Here is a 25,028-nt window from a genome sequence, read left to right as displayed (position 1 = left end):
CGGTGCGGGCGGCGATACGCGGACTGACCACGCGGGGCCGCTCGTTCCTGGCCGCCGCGGTGGCCGCGGCGGTGTCGGCGCTGATCCTGGGCGAGAAGGACCTGCTCCGGGTGGCCGTCCTGCTGGCCGTGCTGCCGCTGCTGGCCGCCGCCTACGTGGGGCGCAGCCGGTACCGCCTGGCCTGCACCCGCACCCTGGAACCACGCCGGGTACCGGTCGGCTCGACCTCCCGGGTCGTGCTGCACCTGCAGAACCTGTCCCGGCTGCCGACCGGCACACTGCTGCTGGAGGACCGGCTGCCGTACGCGCTGGGCAGCCGTCCCCGGGTGGTGCTGGAACGCCTCGGCGGCCACCAGGGCAGCTCGGTGGCGTACACCGTGCGGGCCGATGTGCGCGGCCGGTACGAGGTGGGTCCGCTGGCGGTGCGGCTGACCGACCCGTTCGGGTTGTGCGAGTTGACCCGGGCCTTCCCGAGCACCGATCGGCTCACCGTCATCCCCCAGGTGGTGCCGCTGCCCAACGTCCGGGTGGCCGGCGAGTTCGCCGGGACCGGCGACAGCCGGGCCCGGTCGGTGGCCGTACACGGCGAGGACGACGCGGCCACCCGCGAGTACCGGCACGGCGACGATCTGCGGCGGGTGCACTGGAAGTCCACGGCCCGTACCGGTGAGCTGATGGTGCGGCGCGAGGAACAGCCGTGGGAGAGCCGCGCGACGGTGGTGCTCGACACCCGGGCCGGCGCGCACCGCGGCGAGGGGCCGACCGCCAGCTTCGAGTGGACCGTCTCGGCCGCCGCCAGCATCGCGGTCCACCTGCGGCACGCCGGTTACAAGGTGCGGCTGGTCACCGGGCCCGAGGCCGACCTGGACGCCCTGGAGGTCGGCGGTGAGGGCCTGCTGCTCGACCACCTGGCGGAGGTACGACTCGCCCAACGCATCGATCTGGGCCTGCTCGTCGAGACGGTGCGCCAGCGCACCCGGGGCGGACTGGTGATCGCGCTGCTCGGCGTGTCCACCTCGACCGAGGCCGAGTTGCTGCGCGGCCTGCGGGACAGCGGGTCGGCCTGCATCGGCTTTCTGGTGGACAGCACCACCTGGGTCAATCTGGGCCCGGCCGCGCGGGTGGAGGCCGACCAGGCCCACGACGCGGCGGCGCTCACCCTGCTGGAGGGTGGCTGGAAGGTGATCGGCGTGGAGCACGGTGTCGCGCTGCCGGGGCTCTGGCCGCAGGTGGCCCGGCGGGCTCAGGGCTTCGCCCGGCGGGCGGCGATGGCCGAGACGGTGGCCGGAGGGATGCGATGAGGGGTACCCGTTACCTGGGGTTCGTTGCGGCCATCGCGACGCTGCTCGCGGCGGCACCGATGTCGGCCATCTTCGACCAGTGGACCTGGCTGGTCCAGTCGTTTCTCGTGGTGGCCGCCGGATACGGCGCGGTCACCCTGGCCCGAACCCTCCGGGCACCGCTGTGGGCCCAGTTCGGGGCGATGTGTGTGACCCTGCTGTTCACGCTCACCTGGATGTTCCCGAGCGGCCACGAATGGCTCGCCGTCATACCGACCCCGGGCACCCTGGGCTACTTCGGCCACCTGGTCGTGACCTCCGGCGTGGACATGCGCTCGTACGGCATCCCCGTCCCGGACGTCACCTCGCTGTTGTTCATCACGGTGCTCGGCGTCGGCGTGGTGGCCGTGGTGGTCGACCTGCTCAGCGTCGGACTGCGCCGGCCGGCCCTGGCCGGCCTGCCGATGCTCGCCATCTACTCCGTACCGGTGGCGGTCTATCCGGACAGCGTGCCGCCGCTGCCGTTCGTGATCGGCGCGCTCGGCTTCCTGTGGCTGCTCGCCGCCGACAACGTGAACCGGGTGCGCCGGTTCGGCCGGCGGTTCACCGGGGACGGCCGCGACGTCGACCTGTGGGAGCCGTCCCCGCTGGCCGCCGCCGGGCGCCGGCTGGCCGCCATCGGCGTGCTGGTCGCGGTGCTGCTGCCGCTGGCCGTGCCGGGGATGACCACGGGCCTGCTGACCAGCTTCCAGTCGTCCCAGCTCGGCGCGGGCAACGGCCTCGGTGGCCAGGGCGGTGGGCCGGGCCGGGTGAACCTGTTCGCCGCGCTCAGCGGCCAGCTCAACGAGTCGGCGACCCGGGAGTACGTCCGGTTCACCACGACCGAGTCGGATCCGTTCTACCTGCGCCTCGGGGTGCTCGACGAGCTGCGCCCCGACGGGCTCCGGATGCGGTCGCCGAAGGGCGCGCCGGTCAATCGGGGCCTGCCGAGCCCGTCGCGGACCAGCGGCGCCGGGATCACCCGGCGGACCGAGCAGGCCACGGTGGAGATCACCCGCGATTTCGCGATGACGATGCTGCCCATCTACACCGACCCGGCCCAGGTGGGGGGCCTCGACGGGAACTGGCTGTTCGACCCCGACCTCCAGGTGCTCTACTCGAACCGCAGCCAGTCCCGGGGCAAGAAGTACTCCTTCGAGTACGTGCGCTCGAAGTACAGCCAGACCGCGCTGGCCACGGCGACACCGCTCTCGGACGCCGACCCGATGCGCCAGTTCACCACGGTTCCACAGGTCTCGCAGGTGAACGAGCTGGTCGGCCAGCTCATCAACGGCAAGCGGTCGGATTACGCCAAGGTGCGCGCCATCTACGACTACTTCTCCGCCAAGAACGGATTCCAGTACTCGCTGTCCACCAAGGGCGGCACCAGCGGCAGCGACATCGTCGACTTCCTGACCAACAAACAGGGCTTCTGCCAGCAGTACGCCGCCGCCATGACCTGGATGGTCCGGGCGGCCGGGGTCCCGGCCCGGGTCGCGGTCGGATTCACCACCGGCAGCACCTCCGACGGCAAGTCGTACGTGTTGACCAACAAGAACCTGCACGCCTGGACCGAGGTCTACTTCACCGGCATCGGCTGGGTTCCCTTCGACGCCACGCCCGCCGCCTCGGTGCCCGGCTCGACCCGGTCGGACTGGGCGCCGGACACCGACAAGCCCGAACTGCCGACGGCCACCACCGCACCCGGGTCAGCCACCGAGGACGGCGCGGCCGATGACCCACGCGCGGACCGGTCCGACCGGGAACTCGACGCCGGCGTGCCGGACAGCGGGGCCACCCCGCCGGCCCAGTCCGCGGCCCGGCCATGGTGGATCGCGCCGGTGATCGTTCTGCTGCTGGCCCTGCTCGCCGTGCCGGCTGTCCGCCGGATACTGGTGCGCCGCCGTCGATCCCACCGGATGGCGGCCGGCCGGGTGCCCGATCCGGGCCCCGACGAGCCGGGGACGGTTCAGGTGGTGCTGGACGGCGAGCCCGAGCGGATCCGGTCCGACGTACACGCCGCCTGGGACGAACTGCTGGACACCATGATCGACTTCCGGGTGCCGGTGAATCCGGCCGAAACCCCCCGGCTGACCGCCGAGCGGCTGGCCACCGACGGCCTACCCGAACCGGCGGCGGTGGCCGTCCGGCGACTCGGTCGGGCCGAGGAGCAGGCCCGGTACGCCCCGACACCCAGCCGGGAAGAGCCGCTCGGCCCCGCGCTGCGGGCCGTGCGTCGAGGGCTGTCCGCCGGGGCCACCCGACGGGCCCGGCTGCTCGCCGTGGTCCTGCCCCCCTCGGTGCTGCTGCGCTGGCGTCTGGCGATCATGGACGGTTACACCCGGACCGTGGGTTCGATGGGACGCGCCCGGACCAGTCTGGACCGGTGGAGCCCTCGACGACTGCTCGCCCACCGCGCGGCCCGCTGACCACCACCCCCGCCCCGCTCCCACTCACCGGACGGCCCGCCCGCACCCCGCCCCGGGCGGGCACGCTGACTTGAGCCCTTACTCATCCCAGGCCGGCACGCTGACCCGGCCGGGCACGCTGACCCGGCCGGGCGCTGACCCGGCCGGGCGCTGACCCGGCCGGGCGCTGACCCGGGCGGGCGCTGACCCGGCCGGGCACGCTGACCGGGCGGCTACTCGCCCCGGGGTGAGTCGCTGACCCGCGAGGCACGTGTCTCGCTCATCGCGTGGCGCGCTGGCCGCCGGGCCAACCACGCTGAGTGGTACGCCAGCGACCTCATCCAGTCGTGATGAGGTCGCTGGCGTACCACTCACGGTCGAGGGCTTCCGGGCGTGGGCGCGGTCGGGCCACGGGCGATGGTTGTCAGAGCGCGGGGCCGGTCGGCCTCGGCCGAGGGTGCCTGCGTGGGCGCGGTCAGGTCACAGGCGGGGCCGGCACGGCGAACAGCATGAGAACGACCAGGACCGGACAGCGAGTGAGTAGGTAGGACTCGGGCCGACCGGGACTCGGGCCGACCGGGACTCGGACCGACCCGAGCGGACCGAGCCGTGCGGACCGAGCCGTGCGGACCGAGCGGACCGAGCCGTGCGGACCGACCCGTGCGGACCGAGCGGACCGAGCCGTGCGAACCGAGCGGACCGTGGCCCGGACGGATCCGGGCGCGCCGATGGAACCCGTCGCCAGCGAGCGTGGCGTCAGGGCCGGGGCATCGTCAACGATGACCCTCGGGCCGCTGGCGCCACCTCTCCTCCAGCCGATCGATCATCGACATCCGGCGTCCACGGGGCCGTCGAGCGGTGGTACCGCCCACGACATGCAGGTCGGGCGACTGGGCTCGCCGATGTGACTGCAACGCGTACGCCGCCGCGCCGAGCATGACGACAAATCCCGCCAAAGCCAGCAGCGGTGTCTTGATCACGGTGCCGTAGACGACCACCGCGAGGCCGATGATGATCAGGCCGGCAGCGACGAGCAGCCGGCGCCGCACCCGAAAGCGCGGGTCACTGGCTCGCACAGCCGAGGCGAATTTGGGGTCCTCGGCAAGCGACCGCTCGATCTGCTCGAACAGCCGCTGCTCGTGCTCCGAGAGCGGCACGGCACTCCTCCCCGGTCACATGGGCCGGCCCCGGACGGACCGACAGACCGTGACAGCCAACCGGCTGCTTACCCGCCAGTCTACGAGGGGGCTCGCGGGTCGGAAAGCGGGACGACCCATGGTCGGCGTTGATTTTCATCGCGGACGCGAATCGGTCCGGTTTAGCAGGCTCGCCGGACCTATCATGGATCGACCGAATCGCGCGGCTGCGGCGTCGGCCGCCGCCTCCGCGTCCCGCCAGCCGTGTTCGGGAGCGCCGAGCACCGGCTGCCGAGGGGTCGAACCGGTCGCCGTGAGTCCTTCCATCCGGACCCCGACCAACCGGATCCGGTCACCGGGGCGCAGCGCGGTGAACAGCGCCCAGGCGGTCTCGAACACCTCACGCCCGACATCGGTCGGCACGGCGATGGTGCGGGACCGGGTGAGCGTACGGAAGTCGGCCAGCCGCACCTTGATCGACACCGTCCGTCCGACCTGACCCGCGGCCCGCATCCGCACTCCGACCCGGTCGGACAGGGCCAGCAGCGCACGGCGGATCTGATCGGGGTCCGCGACATCCGTGTCGAAGGTGACCTCGGTGCCGATCGACTTCTCCACCTGCTCCGGGTTGACCCGGCGGGGATCCCGGCCCCATGCCAGTTCGTGCAGATGATGCGCGGCGGCCTCGCCCACGGCCGACCGCAACAGCCCGTGCGGCGCCCGGGCGAGATCGCCCACGGTGGACAGCCCGAGCCGGCGCAGCGCCTCCGCGGCCCGCTCCCCCACCCCCCACAGGGCGGCGACCGGCAGCGGGTGCAGGAAGTCCAGCACCCGCCCGGTGGGCACCACGAGCACACCGTCCGGTTTGGCCAGGGTGGAACCGAGTTTGGCCACGAACTTCGTCGGCGCCACCCCCACCGAACAGGTCAGACCCTCCTGCTCGACGATCCGGGCCCGGATCTCCCGGGCGATCTCGGCGGGTCGGCCCAACAGCCGCCGGGCGCCCGTGACGTCGAGGAACGCCTCGTCCAGGGAGAGCGGTTCCACCAGCGGGGTCATGTCACGGAAGATCCCCATCACCGCCCGGGACGCGGCGGAATACCGCGAGAAGTCCGGCGGCAGGTAGACCGCACCCGGACAGAGCGCGCGGGCCCGCAGCATCGGCATGGCGCTGCGTACCCCGTACTCCCGGGCCTCGTAGCTGGCCGAGCTGACCACGCCGCGCGGCCCGAGCCCACCGACCACCACGGGCCGACCCCGCAGCTCCGGACGGCGGCGGACCTCGACGGAGGCGAAGAAGGCATCCATGTCGACATGCAGGATCGGGCAGCCGTCATCGTCGCCGTCCGGCCCGAAGCCGGAACCGGGACGGCCGGCGCCCGGAGGCCCACCGGCGCCCGGCCGCACGGACTGGCTGCGACCCATGCGAGCAGGCTAACCCGCCGGTACGACAGCCGGCGCCCCGCCGCCAGGCCGAGCTCAGCCCCGACACGGGCGCCAGCTGCAACCCGGCGCGGCAGCAGGCTCACCCGGCGCGGAGCCGAGGGCTCGTACCCGGCGCGGCGGCAGGCTCACCCGGCACGGGGCCGAGGGCTCAAACCCGGAGCGGCAGCAGGCCCACCCGGCGCGGAGCCGAGGGCTCGAACCCGGCGCCGGCCCGGGCTCAGCCGCGGGCCACGAGCAGCGGGATGGCCAACTCGGCCGCCGTGACCGAGCCGTGGTAGGCCACCAGCCGCGCCTCCGCCGCCGTGGGCGCCCGGGAGTCCACCACCGCGTAACTGCCCCGGCAGATCGCCACCAGATCGCCGATCCGGGCCAGGTGCTCGGGCGGCACCGGACCGTACCAGCCCGCCTCGACGGCCTCGGTCCGGCTGACCACCCAGGCCGCGTCGCCGAGCAGCGTCGACCAGGCGGCCCGGACGTCCGCCTCGGCACCGGGCAGTACGTGCAGATAGCGGGCCCGCGGCTCGCCGGCCACCACCCGGACCCCGGCCCGCAACTCGGGCTCGGCGGCCAGGTCGAACCGGTGCTCGGTGGGGACGTTGAGCTGCCCGTGGTCGGCGGTGACCAGCAGCGCGGCGTCCGGCGGCAACCCGTGTACCAGCCGGGTCAGCGCGCCGTCCAGGTCCGCGACGGCCGACCGCCAGCTCGGCGAGTCCACGCCGGCCAGGTGCCCGAACTTGTCCAGGTCCGGGTGGTAGCCGTACACCAGGTTCGGCCCGTCGCCCGCGCGCAGCGCGGCCAGCATCTGCTCGGCCAGCGTCACCGGATCCGCCGCGCCGACGAACCGGCCGCCCGCGTTGGCCGCCCGGGTCAGCCCCGAGCCGGCGTGCTCGGCGCGGCTGACCACGGTCACCGCGACCCCGGCCGCGGCCGCTCGTTCCCACGCCGTGGGCAGGGGTTGCCGGGCGCGCGGGTCGGGATCGTCCCGCCAGTCGATGTGGGTGAGTATCCGGTCCGAGTCGGGCACGACGACCCGGAAGCCGAGTACGCCGTGCGCGCCGGGCGGGGCGCCGGTGCCCAGGCTGACCAGGCTGGTCGGGGTGGTGGAGGGGAAACCGCAGGTGAGCTGGCGTCCGTCGCGGGCCAGGTCGCGCAGGGTCGGCGCGTACGGCGCGGCCAGCGGGAGCTGGTACCAGCCGAGCCCGTCCACCAGCAGCACCGCGATCCGCCGTACCCCGGCCAGCCGGTCGGCCAGGCCGAGCGGGTCGGCGGCCCCCGGCACCCCGAGCGCGACCAGCACCCCCGGCAGCACGTCGGACAGGCTCGCCGCGTCGTACCGGGGGCGCAGGGTCGCCAGCGGATCGGGGCCGGTCACGGGGTACGGCGGGCGAACAGGTGCAGCTGGGCGGCGATGTCCCGGTACGGCGGGCGCCCCGCGACGGCCAGTTCGAGGTCGAGTACCGCGCGCTGGTCCCCGTCGGCCACGGCGGCCGGCAGCAGGTCGGTGAGCGCGCGTACCCCGTGTACCTCCTCCACCCGCAGTCCGGCGGCGTTCAGCAGCGCGGTCGCGCCGTCCGCGTCGAACCGGCGGCGCAGGGTGTCCCGCGGTCCGGCCTGGCCGTCCGGGTCGGCGAGGATCGCCGCCGCCGCGGACAGTTGCCCACCGGTGGCCCGGGCCAGCACGGCGGCCGCCCGCCCGGCCACCAGCACGCTGGCGGCGCCACCCGGGCGAAGGGCGGTGGCCAGGGCACCGACCACCGGTACGGGATCGTCCACCACCTCCAGCACGGCGTGGCAGAGCACCAGGTCGACGCTGGCCGGCTCGACCAGTCCACTCAGGGCGTCACCGTCGCCCTGCACCGCACGTACCCGATCGGCCACCCCGGCCTCGGCGGCCCGGCGGGTCAGCGCGGCCAGCGCGTCGGGACTGGCGTCCACCACTGTCACCCGGTGTCCGGCCTTGGCCAGTGGTACGGCGAAGCCGCCCGTTCCACCGCCCACGTCCAGGACCGTCAGGGTGTCTCCCGACCGCCGGTCGAGTTCCTGGCGCAGCACCGTCCAGATCACCGCGGTCCGGGCGCCGGTGCCAGGCCGGGCCGCGGACGGGCCGGGTCGGGGCTGTGTCGCTTCCACGCGGCCGAGCCTAGGCCACCGGCCGTTCCGGTACCCACCGGCCGTTGATCTCGGGGCCGCGCCGCCGCTGCCGGTCGGCACCCCCGGCGACGGGCCCCGTCCGGGCCGGATCAGGGGCCGGCCGGCGGTTCGCCCTCCTGGATCGCGCGTACGCAACGGGCCAGCAGGTCACGCAGCGTCTGTCGCTCATCGGGGGTGAGCACGTCGGCGATCCGGCGCTCGATCCGGACGGCCGCCCGGTCCGCCGTCTCCAACAGGTCCCGGCCGGCCGGGGTGAGACGGCTCTCCAGCACGTGCCGGTGCCAGGGATGCGGAGACCGGGTGATCAGCCCACGTTCGTCGAGGGTCTTGAGGACGGCCGCCATCGCCTGGGGCGTGACCAGGCACTCCCGGGCCAGCGCCGCGCCGGAGATGCCCGGGTGTTCCGCCAGCACGGCCAGCGCGGCGTACTGGGCCACGGTGAGGTCGGTGGCCCGTAGAGCAGCACTTTTCGCCGCCATCAGCACCTGCTCCGCCCGTTTGACATCCAGGCCGAGACGTTCGCTGGCAGGCATGGTCACCGGGCGAGCATAGCTCTGGCTGGACAGTCATCAGGACCTGAATTACCATCAAGGTCCTGACAATAGGAGGCCCGATGCACGGAAAAACCGTTCTCATCACCGGCGCGACGACCGGCCTGGGCCGCCTGCTGGCCCGTGACCTGGCGGTGCGCGGGGCCACCCTGCTGGTACATGGTCGGGACGAGAAACGGCTGAACCGGCTGACGACCGAGCTTGCGGCCCTGACCCCGGAGGTCCGGCCGTACCTGGCCGACCTGACCGACCTCGACCAGGTACGGCGATTGGCAGCCGACCTCCGCCGCGCCGAGTCGCGACTGGACGTGCTGGTCAACAACGCCGCCGTCGGCGGAGGCACCGAACCCTGGCGTCGGGAGATCGGCCGGCAGGGTCACGAACTCCGCCTCACGGTCAACCATCTGGCGCCCCACCTGCTCACCCGGGAGCTGATTCCGCTGCTCACCACCGGCGCCCCGGCCCGGGTGGTCAACGTCGCCTCGGCGGGTCAGGCGCCGATCGACTTCGACGACCTGATGTTCACCCGCTCCTATGACGGGGTGCTGTCCTACTGCCGAAGCAAGCTCGCGATGATCATGACGACCTTCGACCTGGCGGAGGAACTGCGTGCCGCGGGCATCACGGTCAACGCTCTGCATCCGGCCCACCTGATGGACACCGGGATGGTCCGGCAGAGCGGCTTCGTCCCCGAGACCACGGTCGACGACGGCGCACTGCCCACCCTCCGGCTGGTGGTCGACTCCGCGCTCCGGCACGTCACCGGCCGATACTTCGACAGGTTCACCGACGCGCCCGCGCACGCCCAGGCGTACGACCCGGCCGCCCGAGCCCGGCTCGCCGAGGTCACCCGGGCCCTGACCGCCGGTTCGGCCACGGTGTCCTGAATCGCATCGGGAGCCACGTCGTTGCGAAGGCCGCATTCCCGCTGCCACGCTCGCAGGTGATGGTCACCCTCCTTGCCGCGTTCGGCATCGTGTTGCTGGCCGCGGTCGCCCAGGCGGTCAGCGGCTTCGGCTTCGCGCTGGTCTCCGTACCGCTGCTCACGATCACCACCGACCCGCGCACCGCCGTGGTGGTGACCGCGCTGACCGGCATCGGCCTCACCCTGGTCACCGCCACCCGGGAGCGCGCGCACGCCCGCTGGCGGACCGCGGCGCTGCTCACCGCCGCCGCCGCGCTCGGCATGCCGGCCGGGTTGCTGATCCTCACGTTAGCCCCGGACCGGTTGCTGACCTTCCTCATCGCGATCATCGTCTTCGGCTGCACCGTGCTGGTCTGGCGTCGGGTCCGGTTCCGGGCCAGCCCCGCGATGGTCGGTCTGGTCGGCGTCTTCTCTGGTGTGCTGAGCACCTCCACCGGGACGAACGGTCCGCCGCTGGTGGCCGCCTTCCAGTCCCTCGGGTACGACCCGCGGACCTTCCGGGCCACCCTGGCCGCCGCCTTCGCCGGTAGCGGCGTGATCGGTCTGGCCAGCTTCGTGGCCGCCGGGCAGATCGACCGAGGGGCGGTCCGGCTCGCCACCGTGGGGCTGCCGGCCGTGCTGCTCGGCTGGCGGTTGGGCAACCGCATCTTCGCCCGGGTGAACCCCGCCGCGTTCCGCCGGATCGTCCTGGTCGGGCTGCTGGCCAGCGCCGGTACGACCCTGCTGCGCGCCCTGGCCGGCTGACACCGGGGCCGGCCGCCGGTCGATGAGGGTCGCGGGACCCGGAGTCGCGGAGACCCGGAGTCGCGGAGAGCCGGAGTCGCGGAGACCCGGAGTTGCGGGACGGCGGGTCGCCCCGGTCGCCTGGTCAGCGGAAGTCCCGGGACGGCGGGCTGACCGGGGCGGTGATCTCGTCGAGCCGGTCGGCGACCAGCGACACCACCCCCTCGGCCCGCTGGAGCCGGCCGCGCACCACCAGCGCCGCGCTGGTCCGGGCCACCCTGCGGTAGCGCTGCCACAGCCCCGGTGAACAGGTGACGTTGAGCATTCCGGTCTCGTCCTCCAAGTTGAGGAACGTGACACCGCCCGCCGTGGCCGGTCGCTGCCGGTGCGTGACGATGCCGCCGACCCGGATCCGCCGGCCGGGCTCGACCCGGCCCAACCGGGCGATCGGCACGGCGCCCAGCTCGTCAAGTCGCGGCCGGACGAACTGCGCCGGATGGCTCTCCGGAGACAACCCCGTGGCCCACACGTCGGCCCGCAACCGGTCCACCTCGTCCATCCCGGGCAACGCCGGCGCCCGGGTCCCACCGGCGGTACCCGGCAACGTCGGTGCCCGGGGCGTCCGGGCCCCACCGTCGGCGCCCGGCAACGTCGGTGCCCGGGTTGGCGTCCGGGCCCCACCGTCGGCGCCCGGCAGCGTCGGCGTCCGGGTTCCGTCGGCGACGCCTGGCAGCGTCGGCCTCCGGGCCCCGCCGCCGACGCCGGACCGCCCACCCGAGCGGCCCCGGGCCGAGCGGCCCCGGCCCAGGCGGTCCCGGCCCGGACCCTCGCGAGCGGCCGCGCCGGCCGCCCACAGCGCCTCGCGCCGGCTCAGGCCGAACCCGGCGAACGCGTCCGCGGTGGCCAACGCCTCCAGCTGGGCCGCGGTCAGCCCCACCCGGCGGGCCAGGTCCGGCATGTCCCGGTACGGGCCGTCCGCCGCCCGTTCCGCCTCGATCCGCTCGGCCAACCCCTCGCCGAGGGTACGGACGCCGGACAGCCCCAGCCGGACGGCGGGACCACCCAGCCCCCACCGGTGCGGCGGTTCACCGGGCGCGCTGCCCCACCGGGTGTCCGGGGTGGATTCCAGCACCGCGCGCGCACCGCTGGCGTTGACGTCCGGCCGGCGTACCTCCACGCCGTGCCGGCGGGCGTCGTCGACCAGGCTCTGCGGCGAGTAGAAGCCCATCGGCTGGGCGTTGAGCAGCGCCCCGAGGAACGCCGCCGGGTGGTACCGCTTGAGCCAGGCACTGGCGTAGACCAGATAGGCGAAGCTCATCGCGTGGCTTTCCGGGAAGCCGTAGTTGGCGAACGCGGAGAGCTTCAGATAGACGTCGTCGGCCACCGCGCCGGTGATGCCCCGGTCGGCCATCCCCGCGTACAGCCGGTTCCGGATCAGCGCCATCCGCTCCCCCGACCGCTTCGCGCCCATGGCCCGGCGCAACTGGTCGGCGCCGGCCGCGTCGAAGCCGGCCAGGTCGATGGCCAGTTGCATCAGCTGCTCCTGGAACAGCGGCACCCCGAGCGTCTTCTCCAGCGCGTTGCGCATCAGCGGGTGCGGATACGTCACCGGCTCCTGGCCGTTCTTGCGCCGGATGTACGGATGCACCGAGCCGCCCTGGATCGGGCCGGGCCGGATCAGCGCCACCTCCACCACCAGGTCGTAGAACTCCCGGGGCTTCAACCGGGGCAGGGTGGCCATCTGGGCCCGGCTCTCCACCTGGAACACCCCGACCGAGTCGGCCCGGCAGAGCATGTCGTACACCTCTGGGTCGTCCAGCGTCATGTCACCGAGGTCGAGGGTGTCGCCGATCAGGTCGTACCCGTAGTGCAGCGCGGACAACATGCCGAGGCCGAGCAGGTCGAACTTGACCAACCCGGCGCTGGCGCAGTCGTCCTTGTCCCACTGCAACACCGACCGGCCCGGCATCCGGCCCCACTCCACCGGGCACACCTCGATCACCGGCCGGTCGCAGATCACCATCCCGCCGGAGTGGATGCCCAGGTGGCGGGGAAAGCCCTGCAGTTCGTTGGCGTACCCGACGACCTGCTCGGGGATCCCCTCCACATCGACGGTCGACACCCCGCCCCACCGGTCGATCTGTTTGCTCCAGGCGTCCTGCTGGCCGGGCGAGAAACCGAACGCCTTGGCGATGTCCCGGACCGCCGACCGGGGACGGTAGGTGATGACGTTCGCGACCTGGGCGGCGTGCTCCCGGCCGTACGTCGTGTAGATGTGCTGGATCACCTCCTCCCGACGGTCCGACTCGATGTCCACGTCGATGTCCGGCGGACCGTCCCGCTCCGGAGCGAGGAACCGTTCGAAGAGCAGGTGGTGCCGGACCGCGTCGACGTTGGTGATCCGCAGCGCGTAGCAGACCGCGGAGTTCGCCGCCGAACCCCGCCCCTGGCAGTAGATGTCGTTCCGCCGGCAGAACGTCACGATGTCGTACACCACGAGGAAATAGCCGGGAAAGTCCAGCTCCTCGATCATCCGCAGCTCGTGCTCGAGCTGCGCGTACGCCCTCGGATGCGCCTCGGGTGGCCCGTAGCGCTCCAACGCGCCGTCCATGGTCAGCCTGCGCAGCCAGCTCATCTCGGTGTGCCCGGCCGGCACCTCGTACGCGGGCAGTTGCGGGGCGACCAGTTGCAGGTCGAAGGCGAGTTCGGCGCCGAACTCGGCGGCCCGGGCCACCGCACCCGGATACGCGGCGAACCGCGCGGCCTGCTCGGCACCGCTGCGCAGGTGCGCGGTGGCGGCGGCCGGTAGCCAGCCGTCCAGTTCGTCGAGGCTGCGCCGGGCCCGGACCGCCGCGAGCGCGGTGGCCAGCCGGCGCCGGGCCGGGGCGGCGTAGTGCGCGTTGGTCGTGGCGACCGTGGGCAGGCCGGCCGCGGCGGCCAGCTCGGCCAGCGCGTCGTTGCGGTCGCCGTCGGTCGGGTCGCCGTGATCGGTCAGCTCCACCGCCACCGTATCGGCGCCGAACAGTTCGGTGAGCCGGTCGAGTTCCCGCGCGGCGGCGTCGACTCCCTCGGTGAGCAGCGCGGCCGGCACATGGCCCTTGCGGCATCCGGTGAGCACGAGGACGTGGTCGCGCAGCTCGGCGGCCACCTCCGCCAGGTCGCCGTAGGCCGGCCGGCCCTTCTCCCCACCCCGCAGGTGGGCCCGCGCGATGGTCCGGGCCAGCCGGGCGTACCCGTCGGGGCCGTGGGCCAGCACCAGCAGGTGCCGTCCGAGCGGGTCCGGGCTGCCGCCGCGGGACAGCGCCTCGCGCTCCCGGGCGGACCTCGGCGGCGGCCCGGATGGTGCCAGGGACAGTTCGGCGCCGAAGATGGTGGGTAGCCGCAGCGCCCGAGCCGCCTCGGCGAACCGCACCACACCGTAGAACCCGTCGTGGTCGGTCACCGCGAGCGCGGTCAGCCCGAGGGCGGTGGCCTCCTCGGCCAGTTCCTCGGGATGGCTGGCACCGTCCAGGAAGCTGAAATTGCTGTGCGCGTGCAGTTCCGCGTACGGAACGGTGCCATCCGGCGCACAGCCGGAGCCGGGGTCTGGCGGAGGCGAGCACCGGCTCGGCTTCCCATCCGGCGCACAGCCGGAGCCGGGGTTTGGCGCAGGCGAGCACCGGCTCGGCTTTCCCGCCGGTCCGGCCAACCCGGCCGGTGGCGCGTAGCCGTCCCGCTTCCGGCTCCAGGCCGGCGAGTCGCCACCGTCGCCGCGCCCGTCATCGGCGAGCGGGTCCACCACCCGCAGATGGCGCCGGACCCGGTTGCCGCCGAACCAGGTCCCGGTACGCCGGTCCCCCTCGACTGGTCCGAGCCAGCCGCCGGTCGGCCCGGCCGGACCATTCGCCCCGGCCGCCCCGTCGGCGCCGTCAGCGACAGGGGCCGCAGCGTCCTCGGCGCTGACGGTCCCGGATGGGTCCTCGGGGCCGGCACCACCAGCGGTCCCGGGCGGGCCGGTCCGCCGGCCGGAGAGCAGACGTTCCAGCTCCGACCAGGGCATGTCCGGATTGTGGAAGCCCATCAGCAGCCACCGCCCGCGACGCGGCCCCGGCACCGGTACGCGAGCCGCCGCCCCGCAAGGCGCGGTCCGAAGTGTGTCCTAGTCATAGATCGCCTCCACACTCCACCGGCCACCGGCCAGCGAGAGCAGCAGCGCGGTGCCGTCGGCCAGGCAGACCTGGAAGCGGGCCCGGCGACTGGCCTCGGCGGGTGCCCACCAACGCTCGTCGACCGGCCACGGGCCGGCCCAGGCGGTGATCGCCACGGGCGCGGCGGTACCCACGGCCAGCCGGGCCGGCGTGGCGGTGAGTCGCAGCCGGGCGCTCACCCCCACCGGCCGTCCCGCCTCGTCGGAGACGGTGACGGCCAGCGGGGCGGGCAGCACCACGGCCGGCGCCGGGGGCGGTAACCGGCCCGGCCACGGCGGTTCGGCCGGTCGCGCCGGCACCCGCTCGTCACCCCAGGGCACCAGGCTGGCCCGGTCCGCCGGGGACCGGCCGCCACCGAGTACGGCGGTCAGCACCGCCTCGGGGCCGAGGATGCCCTGCACCCGGTGCAGCGCCCGGTGCGCCCGTTCATGGTCCTTGCCCGTCTCGCCCCACAGCCCCGGCTGCTGGCCGAGGCGCGTCAGCACGCCCTCGGGGGCCAGGCGCAGCCGGACGATTCCCGAGGTGGGCCGCGCGGTCGGCGCGGCACCGCCGGCGCCGGGCCGCCGGTGGGTCCCGGACAGCCAGCCGTCGAGTTGCCAGCGGACCCGGTCGGCGATCGCCGTCGCGGTCAGCAGGCCGTCGTGCCGCCACACCCGGTGCAGCTCCTGGCCGTGCGCGGTGACCGCCTCGATGCCCAGCCGGGTGCAGGCCAGGCCATGCCCGGCGAGCCGCTCGTGCAGGCGCTCGGCCAGCGAACGGGCCGCGAAGGCCGCCGCGTCGACCCGGTCCAGCGGTTCGTCGTACGTCTCCGTGACCTCCAGGTCCGGCGGCGGGCGACGGACGGCCAGCGGGCGATGATCCTCTCCGGCGGCCAGTCGGTGGGCCAGCGCCGCGTCGAACCCGAACCGGGCCAGCACGTCCCCGGCCGGCAGGGCCGCGAAGTCGCCCAGGGTACGGATGCCGAGCCGGCGCAGCAGGTCGGTCAGGGCCGGCCGGTTGATCGCCTCGACGGACAGCCCGGCGAGGAACCGGGCGGTCTGGCCGGGCGGGATGATCCGGCCGGACCGAGCGGCCAGTCCGGCGGCGAACATCCCGTCGGCGATGCCGGCCTGGCTCTCCACCGCGCAGGTCTGGGCGACCTGCTCGACGATCCGCTCGGCCGCCCGTTCCTCACCGCCGAAGTACCGGGCCGGGCCGCGGATGGCCAGCGCGCAGGCACCCGGCCGGACCACCTCGACGCCGGCGACGACCTGCTCGACGGCCGCGATCACCGGTTCGAAGGCCCGGGTGTCCCGGCCGGGGTCGTGGTCGGCGATCACCAGCGCCGCGCACCGGCTCTGCGCCTCGCGCTTGCGCAGCCCGCGGCGGACCCCCTCGGCCCGTGCCGCCGGCGAGCAGGCCACCACCCGGTTGGCGTGCAGCACCGCGACCGGCCCGACGGCTGGAATCCCCTCGGCGATCTCCAGGGCGACGACCGGCCAGTCGGGGCACCAGAGCAGCAGTGTCCGGGTGGTCATGCCCGACGCTCCGGAGCGGTTCCCCGGTCAGTCGGGACCTCGGTGGCCGGCGTTCCCGTGGTCGGCGCCCCGCCCGCCGACGTTCCGCCGGCCGAAGAAGCGCCACGCGAGGGCACCGAGTGGGAGGCCAACCACGGCACCCAACAGGCCGGTGCCCAGCGCCGAGTCCCCGCCCTCGTAGCCGGACGACCATCCCCAGAGGCCGCCGGCGAGGGCGCCCAGGACCAGGCCGGCCAGCGGCCATCCGGCTCCGCGCATGCCGCCATGGTGACCCAGTCCGCGGCCGTGGGAAAGCCTGGCCGGAACGGATCCCGGCCGGTGGATTCGTCGGTACGGTTACCATCCCAACAACGACAAGGGAAGGAGACACCTGCCCCGGCCCGGGCCGGTCCGGGGCCGGCACCGCCGTGGCCAGCGCCGCGCCGGACGTACCCGGTTGGTCGGCGGGAGCGGTCGTCGGCGTGCCCGGCGCGGATACGTCGTGGCGGTTCCCGTCGCCAGGCATCCAGACGGTGATCTCCTTGGGGCGGGCGGCGGAACCCCGGCCCCGGGCCCGGATCGTCACCTCGCGCCGGCGCAACCGGCCCCGTCCCTGACCAAGGCCCTCCCAGACCCCGCGCAGCACCTGGAGATTGAGGTCCGCGCCGTCCCACCGGCCGTACGGGACGAGCACGCTGCCGCGCTGCCGGGCCCGCGCGGCCAGTCGACTGGTGACCGAGGCGCTGACCGAGGCCGGCACCGCGACCACCACCACGTCCACCCCGTCGATCAGGGCCGCGACGACGGTGGCCCACTCCGGGCCCGGGTTGGGTACCAGCGCGAGCCGGTCGAGCGCGATGCCGAGCTCGGCGGCGGCCACCGCGCCGAGCGTGGGCACTCCGACAACCGCGCACCACGAACCGTTGCGGGACGCCTCGGCCAGCAGCGCCAGCACCAGCGAGGTGCCCCCGCCGGGGGCCGGCCGACCGGTGGCCACGGCCACCGTGCTGCCCCGGCGCAACCCCCGGCCGGGCAGCAGCCCGGTCAGTTCCGGCAACACGGGCAGCATCCGGTGCCCGCCCGGTGCGGACTCGCTCGCCGGCCGGACCAACCCGGCCAACGCGGCGGAACCGATCACCATCCGGCCCGCCATGGGCTCACTCCCCCCGTTTCGTGTTCGGTGCCCCCGCCGTCCTGGTCGTGCGACCGGTCCGGCCTCAGGCCGCGGTCAGCCCGTCGAGCGCTGGCTGGTGGGCCACCCCGAGGGTGTCCTCGACCAACGTCACGAACTGTTCCGCCGAGCGCAGCAGGTCGTCGGCCTCCCGGGCGGTCACCACCCGGGGGATGCCCGCCTCGGCGGCGGCCCGCTTGCTCGCGCCGGTGGCGAAGTAGGAGGCCCACTCGCCCAGCTCGGGAGCCACCGTCACGAGCAGCGCCCAGACGCTGGTGACCCGCTGTCGCCGCACGGGCGCGGGGCGGGCGCGGGCGGCCAGCATGGCGGCCGCGGCACGCAGCGCGGCCAGGTGGGCGGCGGCGTAGCGCAGCCCGTCGGGGCGGGTCTGGGCAGCCTCCGCCAACCCGCGTCGGGCGATCACGAGCAGCTGGGTCGGGGTGCGGTGCGGCAGCATGTGCGCCGGCACGGTCGGCACCGGGCTGGTCGGCATGGCCTGTCTCCTCCGCGTCACCAGGTCGCGCGTCGGTCGGGCCCGGATGCCCGGCGCGACGCGATAACGGTCGAGCCAGCCGGCTGCGGAGGAAGGCGCACCGGTTGTTGCTGGCCGGTCGGATGTGGACGCTTCCCCACACCACACCCGACCGGCCGAGCCGGCGGATCCGTCACCCACCACCCGGGGGTCGGTGGGTGGCGGGTGGCGGCCCGCCTGGGGGCCGGGCTCGCGACTGCCCGGACCCGTGCGGTCCGCGAAAACCGCACCGGGAAAGGCCGTGCCGCGAACACGCCTTTCCCCGCTAGAACGAGCGTACGATTTGATCGAACACGCGTTCTAACTACTGATGACAGTACACCGTGCCTCCGACAAAAACGCAACGTCGCCGGGACCGACGCACGGGCCCGCCGGACAGCCCGAGCCGGAATCCGCAGAAGGGTCGGGAAAGGGCCGGTGGGCGACGATTCCGAGATGAGCGCCCCGCACAGTCGGGTCACAGGCTCCACCAAGATTGCGCCAAAACCAGCCGCGCACCATCGACGTCATGAGCGATTCGACACTGGCGCCACCGCCCGAACCGGTGGCCTCCCGGCCGGCCCGATGAGCCCCACCGCCCGAACCGGTGGCCTCCCGGCCGGCCCGATGAGCCCCACCGCCCGAACCGGTGGCCTCCCGGCCGGCCCGATGAGCGCCGCCACCCTCATCCCGCCGCACGCCGGCCGCCGGCTCCCGGTGACCCCCCGCTGGTGGGCCGATCTCGCCGGCAGCGCCGCGCTGATCAGCCTGGTCATCGTGACCGCATTCTGGGTCGCCAACCGAGGGCTGCAGGAACTCGTCGGTGGTACCGGACCGGGCCTCACCTCCGCCGGCCGGCTCGCCGGCCTGCTGTCGGCCGACCTGATGCTGATCCAGGTCGTGCTGATGGCCCGGGTGCCGTGGATCGAGCGCGGCCACGGCCAGGACCGGATCGCCCGCTGGCACCGGCTGGCCGGGTTCACCTCGTTCAACCTGCTGCTCGGGCACGTGACGCTGACCACGGTCGGCTACGCGGCCACCACCCGCACCGGGCTGCTCGGACAGAGCTGGCTGCTGGTCGCCGCGTACCCGGGGATGTTGCTGGCCACGGCGGCGCTGGCGCTGCTGGTCATGGTGGTGGTCACGTCGCTGCGCGCGGCCCGGCGCCGGTTGCGCTACGAGTCCTGGCACCTGCTGCACCTTTACGCATACCTGGGCACCGCCCTCGCGCTACCGCACCAACTCTGGACCGGCGCGGACTTCGTCTCCTCGCCCGCCGCCCGCGCGTACTGGTGGACGCTGTACCTGTCGGCCGCCGGCAGCGTGCTGGTGTTCCGGCTCGGCGTACCGGCCTGGCGCAGCGCCCGGCACCGACTGGAGGTGACCGCGGTGGTCCCCGAGTCACCCGGGGTGACCTCGGTGTATCTGCGCGGCCGGCGGCTGGACCGGCTGCCGGTCCGGGCCGGCCAGTTCTTCTGCTGGCGCTTCCTGGACGGTGCCGGCTGGTCCCGCGCACACCCGTACTCGCTGTCCGCCCCGCCGCACGGCGACCGGCTGCGGATCACCGTCAAGGACCTCGGCGACGGCAGCGCCCGGGTGGCCCGGCTGCGCCCCGGCACGAAGGTACTGATCGAGGGCCCGTACGGCCGGCTCACCGGTGAGACCTGGCGCGGCGGCCCGGTCACCATGCTGGCCTGCGGGGTGGGCGTCACGCCGCTGCTGGCACTGCTGCACGAACTGCCGTACGCCCCCGGCCAGGCGGTGCTGGTCTACCGGGCCCGGAGCCTGGCCGACCTGACCTTCCGGGACGAGATCGAGCGGCTCGCGGCGTACCGCGGAATTCGGGTCCACTACCTGCTCGGACCGCGATCCTCCCGGCGATCCTGGCTACCCCGCGACTGCGCGCACGTCTCCGACCTCGACGCGCTGCGCTGGATCACCCCGGACATCGACCGGCACGACGTCTACGTCTGCGGGCCGCAACGGTGGACCGAGGCGGCCCGCGAGGCGGTCGCGGCGGCCGGAGTGCCGGCACCGCACGTACACCTGGAACGTTTCTCCTGGTGATGGCGCTCAGGCGACCGGACTCGCCTCCCACTTTCCGACGGACGCCCGCGGCCGATGACCGAACAAGGAGACTGACATGCGACGGATCACCCTCTGGCTGGTCTCGACGGTGGCCGCGGTGGTGCTGCTGTTCAGCTACCGGACCAGCACCATGGGCGTGGGCGGTGACAGTTCGGCGGCCACACTGACCGGCGACACCGCCGCCGGGTCCGACTCGTCTCCGGGCGGCTTGGGCTCGACCTCGGGCGGCTCAGGCTCGACCTCGGGCAACTCAGGCTCGGCCTCGGGCGGCTCGGGGTCGACCTCGGGCGGCTCGGGGTCGACCTCGGGCGGCGCGGCGAAGAATGGCAGCTATGACGGGTCCGTGGCGCAGACCCGATGGGGTCCGGTACAGGTACGGATCACCGTTTCCGGCGGAAGGATCACGGACGTCCAGACCGTCCAGGTGCCGGACAACAACTTCCGGGACCAGCAGATCAACAATTACGCCGTGCCCATCCTCAAGCAGGAGGTGCTGACCGCACAGAGCGCCCAGATCCAGTCCGTCTCCGGTGCCACCGTAACCAGCGACGGGTACCTGGAATCCCTCCAGGCCGCCCTCGACGCCGCCCACCTGGGCTGAGCCACGTCGCGCCCAGACGCCCGCCCCCACCCGCCGCCACCGCGCCGCGGTGCGCCGCGGTGCGGCAACGAGATCATGGAATTCTGCTACCGCTGGAGGGGCAGCAGGATTCCATGATCTACACGCGGTAGCCGACGGCGGGCCGGCAGTCGACCCGATGGCCAACCCGACGGGTACGGCGGGAAAGATGGCGGCATGGAATCGCATCCGAACGTGTTGGCGGTGCAGGACGCGCTGGACAAGGCCGCGGCCCGGGACGGCGCGGAGAATCCGAGTCGGGTTCGCGTACTGCCCGACGCCGTACACACCGCACAGGCCGCGGCCGACGCGCTCGGCGTCCAGGTCGGCCAGATCGCCAACTCGCTGATCTTCAACGCTGACGGGGCGCCGCTGCTGGTGCTCACCTCGGGCGCGCACCGGGTGGACACCGCCGGCCTGGCCGCGCGGATCGGCGTGACCAGCCTCAAACGGGCCACCCCGGAGTTCGTCCGCGAGCACACCGGGCAGCCGATCGGCGGGGTCGCCCCGATCGGCCACCCGAGCCAGGTACGCACCCTGGTCGACACCGCGCTGGCCGCGTACGACGAGATCTGGGCGGCCGGTGGCGTACCCCGGGCGGTCTTCCCGACCACCTACGCCGAACTGGTGCGGATCACCTCGGGCGCCCCGACCGAGGTGGCGTGACCGACCCCGACCGGCGGACACCGGCACCGGACCATCCGGAGGCCGGAGCGGGCCGTTCGGCGGCCGTGCCGGGGCTGGTCACCCTGCACGTCTGGCGGATCGGCCGCGGCGCGCTGCCCCGGGCGCTGTGGCGCATGGCCCGCGACCGACGCCGGCTGCGCGCCACCCCGGGGGTACGGTTCGGCAAGCTGCTCGGCACCGGTACGGGTACCAGCTTCGGCCCGTCGGACGCGGATCTCACCCGGTGGGCGGCGCTGGTCGTCTGGGACGATCCGGCGCGGGTCGCCGGCTTCGACGACACTCCGGTCGGTCGGGCCTGGTCGGCCCTGAGCATCAGCGGCGCGCGGTTGGATCTGGGCCCGTTGAGCAGTCGCGGCCGGTGGTCCGGGGTCGAGCCGTTCGGGAACCCGGCCGGCGGTCGTACCGACGGGCCGGTGCTGGCGCTCACCCGGGCCCGGCTACGGCCGACCCGCGCGGCCACCTTCTGGCGCGCGGTGCCGCCGGTGGCCACGGCCCTGACCGGTACGCCCGGTCTGCTGGCCCGGTTCGGCGTGGGCGAGGCACCGCTCGGCTGGCAGGGCACGATCAGCGTGTGGCGCAGCCCGGCTGACCTGGTCGACTTCGCGTACCGTCGGCCGGAGCACCGGGCCGCGGTCGACCGTACCCCGGTGGCGGACTGGTACGCCGAGGAGCTGTTCGCCCGGTTCACCGTACGGGCTGTACACGGCGACCGGACGGTGCTGGGCTGGATGACGGACGACCGGCCATCATGATCGGCATGGACGGGCGTCCATCATGATCGTGGCTGGTGGACGAACGATGACGGCGACCGACACCGGGCGGTCGAGGACGAGGAGCGCACGAGGATGAGGCTGGTGCCGTGGCGGCCGGACGACCTGTCCCGGCGGCTGAACGACGTGGTCGCCGTCTACGGCGAGGCCATGGGCTACCGTCCGGAACTGCTGGAGGCCCGCCGGGGGTACATCGCCACCCATCTGCGCCGACCCGGGTTCCGCGCCGTCGCCACGCTGACCACCGACGGCCGGCTGGCCGGTTTCGGGTACGGCTACCTGTCCGCCCCGGGCCAGTGGTGGCACGACCAGGTGTTCGGCGCGCTCGCCGACGACCAGCGCAAACTGTGGTTCCCGGACTGCTTCGAGGTGGTGGAGCTGCACGTCCGGCCGGCCGCCCAGGGACACGGGCTGGGCGCCCGGCAACTGTCCGCGCTGCTGCGGATGGCCGAGGGCAACAGCGCGCTACTGTCGACCCCCGAGGCCGATGAGCGGACCTCCCGGGCCTGGCGGCTGTACCGCCGGTTCGGTTTCGTGGACGCACTGCGGAACTTCTACTTCCCGGGCGACGAGCGGTCGTTCGCGGTACTGGGCCGGGAACTGCCGCTGGACCGGGAACTGCCGCTGGACCGGCCGGCCGAATGACCGCCGGCCGCCTGGGCCGACCGATCTGGCGGACCGGGCTGTCCTGGTTGCTGCTCGGGACGCTGGTGCTGGCCCAGGTCTGCTATCCACTCACCGGCGGCACCACCCGGGCCCGGTTCACGGTGGCCACCGTGCTGCTCGGCTACCTGCTGTCGGTGAGCCATGCCCTGCTCAGCCGTGGTCCTCGGGTGGCCGCCGCGCTCGTGCTGGTGACCACCGGCGGCGGGTTCGCCGTGGAGGCGATCGGCGTGGCCACCGGGGTGCCCTTCGGCCGGTACGACTATCCCGGCGCCCTCGGGCCGGAGCTGGCCGGGGTGCCGTTGGTGATCCCGCTGGCCTGGACCTGGATGGCCTGGCCCGCCTGGCTGGCCGCGCTCCGGCTCAGCACCGCTCCCGCCAGGGCCGGTCATCTCCAGATCTTGGACGTAAACCGTTCGCCGCGAACGGTTCACGTCCAAGATCTGCCGCGCCGGGACCTGCCGCGCCGGGGCCTGTGGGACTGGAATGGGGCCGGACCGGCCGTGGCGCGGGTGGTGCTCGCCGGGGTCGGCCTCGCCGCCTGGGACGTCTTCCTCGACCCGCAGATGGTCTCGGAGGGCTACTGGACCTGGCACGACCGCACGCCCGCGCTGCCCGGCGTCCCCGGCATCCCGGTCAGCAACTACCTGGGTTGGCTGCTCTTCGCCGTCGCGCTGATGGCCCTGCTCCGCCCCGCCGCCGGACCGGCCGTCGCCCACCCCGCCGGACCAACCATCGCCCACCCCGCCACCGGACCGGCCAGCGCCCACCCCGCCACCGGACCGGCCAGCGCCCACCCCGGCACCGGACCGGCGAAGGACGGCGCGGACGGCGTCGGCGACGCGCCGATGTACGCCCTGTACCTGTGGACCTACGCGGCAAGCGTGCTGGCCCACGCGGTCTTCCTGGGCCTGCCCGCGTCGGCGGTGTGGGGAGCGACCGCGATGGGCACCGTGGCCGTTCCGCTGGCCGTGACCCTGCTGCGGTCCCGGCGTCGACCCGCCTCCGACCGGCCGGCGACCCGGACGCCGGCATGAGCGTCTGGCTCGCCGTCGCGATCGTGCTCACCGCCGTCGTGACCGGGCTGACCGCGCACACGATGGTGAACGCGGGCCGCTGGCTGCGCCGGCCTTCGTCCGGGCCCGACCGGTCGGCCGAGCGGGTCGCCGTGCTGCTGCCGCTGCGGGACGAGGCGGACCGGGTCACGCCGTGCCTGCGCGCCCTGCTGGCCCAGCGCGGGGTGCCGGAGTTGGAGATCGTGGTGCTCGACGACGGTTCGACCGACGGTACCGCCGAGGTGGTCCGCCGGGTGGCCGCCGGGGACCCCCGACTGCGGCTGGTGACCGGGACACCACCGCCGGCCGGCTGGCTCGGCAAGCCGTACGCCTGCCAGCAGTTGGCCGGGCACGCGGACCCGGCGGCCACCGTGCTGGTCTTCGTGGACGCGGACGTGGTGCTCGCCCCGCACGCGGTGGCCGCCGCGGTGGCCGAGTTGCGCGGTGCGGGGGTGACGCTGCTGTCGCCGTACCCGCGGATCGAGGCGGAGTCCGTCGGTGAACGGCTGGCGCAGCCGCTGTTGCAGTGGCTGTGGCTGACCTTCCTGCCGTTGCGCGCGATGGAGCGTTCCCGCCGCCCGTCCCTGGCGGCGGCCGGCGGGCAGTTCCTGGTGGTGGACCGGACCGGCTACACGGCGGCCGGCGGGCACGGCGCGGTCCGGGACCGGATCCTGGAGGACGTCGAGCTGGCCCGCGCGGTGAAACGCTCGGGTGGCCGGATCGCGCTGGCCGACGGGTCCGCGCTGGCGTCGTGCCGGATGTACGGCTCCTGGGCGCAGTTGCGGGACGGCTACACCAAGTCGCTCTGGGCGAGTTTCGGCTCCCCCGTCTCGGCCACCCTGGTGATGACGCTGCTGCTGGCGCTCTACACCGCGCCGCTGCCGCTGGCCCTGGGCGCCGCGCTGGCCGGCCGGGGCTGGGTCGCGCTCGTGTCCCTGGTCGGGTACCTGGTCGGGGTGGCCGGCCGGATCGTCAGCGCCCGGGCCACCGGCGGTCGGTGGTGGCCGGACGCACTGGCACATCCGCTGTCGGTCGCGCTGCTCGGTTGGCTCACGCTCCGGTCGTACCATCTGCGGAGGACGCGCCGATTGTTCTGGCGCGGCCGTCCTGTGCTGTAAGGAA

Annotated in this window: 19 protein-coding genes and 2 pseudogenes; 11 read left to right on the top strand and 10 right to left on the bottom strand. The window is 74.2% G+C overall.

Going from position 1 to position 25,028, the window contains the following annotated elements; all coding sequences use genetic code 11:
* The first annotated feature begins 2 nt into the window (after positions 1-2).
* Together ACXN5W_RS03975 and ACXN5W_RS03970 are read left to right on the top strand one after the other, a co-directional pair.
* Positions 3-1,301 (top strand): DUF58 domain-containing protein, encoded by a 1,299-nt coding sequence (locus ACXN5W_RS03975; protein ID WP_473156816.1) that lies wholly within the window; start codon positions 3-5, stop codon positions 1,299-1,301.
* Positions 1,298-3,748: a transglutaminase TgpA family protein gene (locus ACXN5W_RS03970; RefSeq protein WP_473156744.1), complete on the top strand. Its 2,451-nt coding sequence runs from the start codon at positions 1,298-1,300 to the stop codon at positions 3,746-3,748. Before ACXN5W_RS03975 ends, ACXN5W_RS03970 begins: the two co-directional genes overlap by 4 nt.
* A gap of 752 nt (positions 3,749-4,500) precedes the next feature.
* On the opposite strand, the gene ACXN5W_RS03965 is transcribed toward ACXN5W_RS03970, so the two are convergent.
* The 5 genes and pseudogenes from ACXN5W_RS03965 to ACXN5W_RS03945 all read right to left on the bottom strand — a co-directional run bounded on the left by ACXN5W_RS03965 (position 4,501) and on the right by ACXN5W_RS03945 (position 8,993).
* Positions 4,501-4,884, bottom strand: coding sequence for a DUF3040 domain-containing protein (locus tag ACXN5W_RS03965; RefSeq protein ID WP_473156743.1), 384 nt, complete (start codon positions 4,882-4,884; stop codon positions 4,501-4,503).
* A gap of 80 nt (positions 4,885-4,964) precedes the next feature.
* A pseudogene (locus ACXN5W_RS03960) lies at positions 4,965-6,288 on the bottom strand (DNA polymerase IV).
* A gap of 238 nt (positions 6,289-6,526) precedes the next feature.
* A complete protein-coding gene (locus ACXN5W_RS03955) occupies positions 6,527-7,681 on the bottom strand; it encodes an alkaline phosphatase family protein (protein ID WP_473156742.1) in 1,155 nt (384 codons plus the stop codon).
* A complete protein-coding gene (locus tag ACXN5W_RS03950) occupies positions 7,678-8,439 on the bottom strand; it encodes a methyltransferase domain-containing protein (RefSeq protein WP_473156741.1) in 762 nt (253 codons plus the stop codon). Before ACXN5W_RS03950 ends, ACXN5W_RS03955 begins: the two co-directional genes overlap by 4 nt.
* Before the next feature lie 110 nt (positions 8,440-8,549).
* Positions 8,550-8,993, bottom strand: a complete 444-nt coding sequence (locus ACXN5W_RS03945) for a MarR family winged helix-turn-helix transcriptional regulator (protein ID WP_473156815.1) — start codon at positions 8,991-8,993, stop codon at positions 8,550-8,552.
* An 80-nt stretch (positions 8,994-9,073) separates the two neighbouring features.
* Here ACXN5W_RS03945 and ACXN5W_RS03940 point away from each other — a divergent pair, with 80 nt between their 5' ends.
* Together ACXN5W_RS03940 and ACXN5W_RS03935 are read left to right on the top strand one after the other, a co-directional pair.
* A complete protein-coding gene (locus tag ACXN5W_RS03940) occupies positions 9,074-9,898 on the top strand; it encodes an SDR family NAD(P)-dependent oxidoreductase (RefSeq protein WP_473156740.1) in 825 nt (274 codons plus the stop codon).
* A 59-nt stretch (positions 9,899-9,957) separates the two neighbouring features.
* Positions 9,958-10,680 carry a sulfite exporter TauE/SafE family protein gene (locus ACXN5W_RS03935; RefSeq protein ID WP_473156739.1) on the top strand — a complete coding sequence of 241 codons (723 nt, stop codon included), beginning with the start codon at positions 9,958-9,960 and terminating at the stop codon, positions 10,678-10,680.
* Between the two features lie 124 nt (positions 10,681-10,804).
* Here ACXN5W_RS03935 and ACXN5W_RS03930 read toward each other — a convergent pair whose 3' ends face one another.
* The 5 genes and pseudogenes from ACXN5W_RS03930 to ACXN5W_RS03910 all read right to left on the bottom strand — a co-directional run bounded on the left by ACXN5W_RS03930 (position 10,805) and on the right by ACXN5W_RS03910 (position 18,006).
* A complete protein-coding gene (locus ACXN5W_RS03930) occupies positions 10,805-14,446 on the bottom strand; it encodes an error-prone DNA polymerase (RefSeq protein ID WP_473156814.1) in 3,642 nt (1,213 codons plus the stop codon).
* 351 nt (positions 14,447-14,797) lie between these two features.
* Positions 14,798-16,363 (bottom strand): DNA polymerase Y family protein, encoded by a 1,566-nt coding sequence (locus ACXN5W_RS03925; protein ID WP_473156738.1) that lies wholly within the window; start codon positions 16,361-16,363, stop codon positions 14,798-14,800.
* 27 nt (positions 16,364-16,390) lie between these two features.
* On the bottom strand, positions 16,391-16,621 hold the full coding sequence (locus ACXN5W_RS03920; RefSeq protein WP_473156826.1) for a hypothetical protein: 231 nt from the start codon (positions 16,619-16,621) through the stop codon (positions 16,391-16,393).
* A gap of 130 nt (positions 16,622-16,751) precedes the next feature.
* Positions 16,752-17,495, bottom strand: a pseudogene (locus tag ACXN5W_RS03915) (hypothetical protein); the annotation flags it as partial.
* Positions 17,496-17,559: 64 nt separating this feature from the next.
* Positions 17,560-18,006, bottom strand: coding sequence for an SAV_6107 family HEPN domain-containing protein (locus ACXN5W_RS03910; RefSeq protein ID WP_473156737.1), 447 nt, complete (start codon positions 18,004-18,006; stop codon positions 17,560-17,562).
* Between the two features lie 687 nt (positions 18,007-18,693).
* Between ACXN5W_RS03910 and ACXN5W_RS03905 the strand changes: the two genes are divergently transcribed.
* From ACXN5W_RS03905 to ACXN5W_RS03875, 7 genes are all read left to right on the top strand, one after another.
* Positions 18,694-20,091, top strand: a complete 1,398-nt coding sequence (locus ACXN5W_RS03905; RefSeq protein WP_473156736.1) for a ferredoxin reductase family protein — start codon at positions 18,694-18,696, stop codon at positions 20,089-20,091.
* A gap of 76 nt (positions 20,092-20,167) precedes the next feature.
* A complete protein-coding gene (locus ACXN5W_RS03900; protein ID WP_473156735.1) occupies positions 20,168-20,713 on the top strand; it encodes an FMN-binding protein in 546 nt (181 codons plus the stop codon).
* 195 nt (positions 20,714-20,908) lie between these two features.
* The gene (locus ACXN5W_RS03895; RefSeq protein ID WP_473156734.1) at positions 20,909-21,397 is read left to right on the top strand and encodes a YbaK/EbsC family protein; all 489 of its coding nucleotides are present in this window, start codon (positions 20,909-20,911) and stop codon (positions 21,395-21,397) included.
* Positions 21,398-21,462: 65 nt separating this feature from the next.
* Positions 21,463-22,170 carry a monooxygenase gene (locus ACXN5W_RS03890; RefSeq protein WP_473156813.1) on the top strand — a complete coding sequence of 236 codons (708 nt, stop codon included), beginning with the start codon at positions 21,463-21,465 and terminating at the stop codon, positions 22,168-22,170.
* 93 nt (positions 22,171-22,263) lie between these two features.
* Positions 22,264-22,833, top strand: coding sequence for a GNAT family N-acetyltransferase (locus ACXN5W_RS03885; RefSeq protein ID WP_473156733.1), 570 nt, complete (start codon positions 22,264-22,266; stop codon positions 22,831-22,833).
* Between the two features lie 11 nt (positions 22,834-22,844).
* Positions 22,845-23,888 carry a carotenoid biosynthesis protein gene (locus ACXN5W_RS03880; protein ID WP_473156812.1) on the top strand — a complete coding sequence of 348 codons (1,044 nt, stop codon included), beginning with the start codon at positions 22,845-22,847 and terminating at the stop codon, positions 23,886-23,888.
* Positions 23,885-25,024, top strand: a complete 1,140-nt coding sequence (locus tag ACXN5W_RS03875; RefSeq protein WP_473156732.1) for a glycosyltransferase family 2 protein — start codon at positions 23,885-23,887, stop codon at positions 25,022-25,024. Before ACXN5W_RS03880 ends, ACXN5W_RS03875 begins: the two co-directional genes overlap by 4 nt.
* Positions 25,025-25,028 lie beyond the last annotated feature (4 nt).

It is taken from the genome of Plantactinospora sp. A48 (genome assembly GCF_055793945.1).
This window is presented reverse-complemented; position numbering and strand designations above follow the sequence as displayed.

Bases quoted from the DNA above. Each gene is read 5' to 3' on its own strand.
- ACXN5W_RS03925 (WP_473156738.1), bottom strand. From the start codon at position 16,363: ATGACCACCCGGACACTGCTGCTCTGGTGCCCCGACTGGCCGGTCGTC.
- ACXN5W_RS03900 (WP_473156735.1), top strand. From the start codon at position 20,168: ATGCGACGGATCACCCTCTGGCTGGTCTCGACGGTGGCCGCGGTGGTG.
- ACXN5W_RS03970 (WP_473156744.1), top strand. From the start codon at position 1,298: ATGAGGGGTACCCGTTACCTGGGGTTCGTTGCGGCCATCGCGACGCTG.
- ACXN5W_RS03940 (WP_473156740.1), top strand. From the start codon at position 9,074: ATGCACGGAAAAACCGTTCTCATCACCGGCGCGACGACCGGCCTGGGC.
- ACXN5W_RS03875 (WP_473156732.1), top strand. From the start codon at position 23,885: ATGAGCGTCTGGCTCGCCGTCGCGATCGTGCTCACCGCCGTCGTGACC.
- ACXN5W_RS03910 (WP_473156737.1), bottom strand. From the start codon at position 18,006: ATGCCGACCAGCCCGGTGCCGACCGTGCCGGCGCACATGCTGCCGCAC.
- ACXN5W_RS03885 (WP_473156733.1), top strand. From the start codon at position 22,264: ATGAGGCTGGTGCCGTGGCGGCCGGACGACCTGTCCCGGCGGCTGAAC.
- ACXN5W_RS03905 (WP_473156736.1), top strand. From the start codon at position 18,694: ATGAGCGCCGCCACCCTCATCCCGCCGCACGCCGGCCGCCGGCTCCCG.
- ACXN5W_RS03895 (WP_473156734.1), top strand. From the start codon at position 20,909: ATGGAATCGCATCCGAACGTGTTGGCGGTGCAGGACGCGCTGGACAAG.
- ACXN5W_RS03935 (WP_473156739.1), top strand. From the start codon at position 9,958: ATGGTCACCCTCCTTGCCGCGTTCGGCATCGTGTTGCTGGCCGCGGTC.
- ACXN5W_RS03945 (WP_473156815.1), bottom strand. From the start codon at position 8,993: ATGCCTGCCAGCGAACGTCTCGGCCTGGATGTCAAACGGGCGGAGCAG.
- ACXN5W_RS03920 (WP_473156826.1), bottom strand. From the start codon at position 16,621: ATGCGCGGAGCCGGATGGCCGCTGGCCGGCCTGGTCCTGGGCGCCCTC.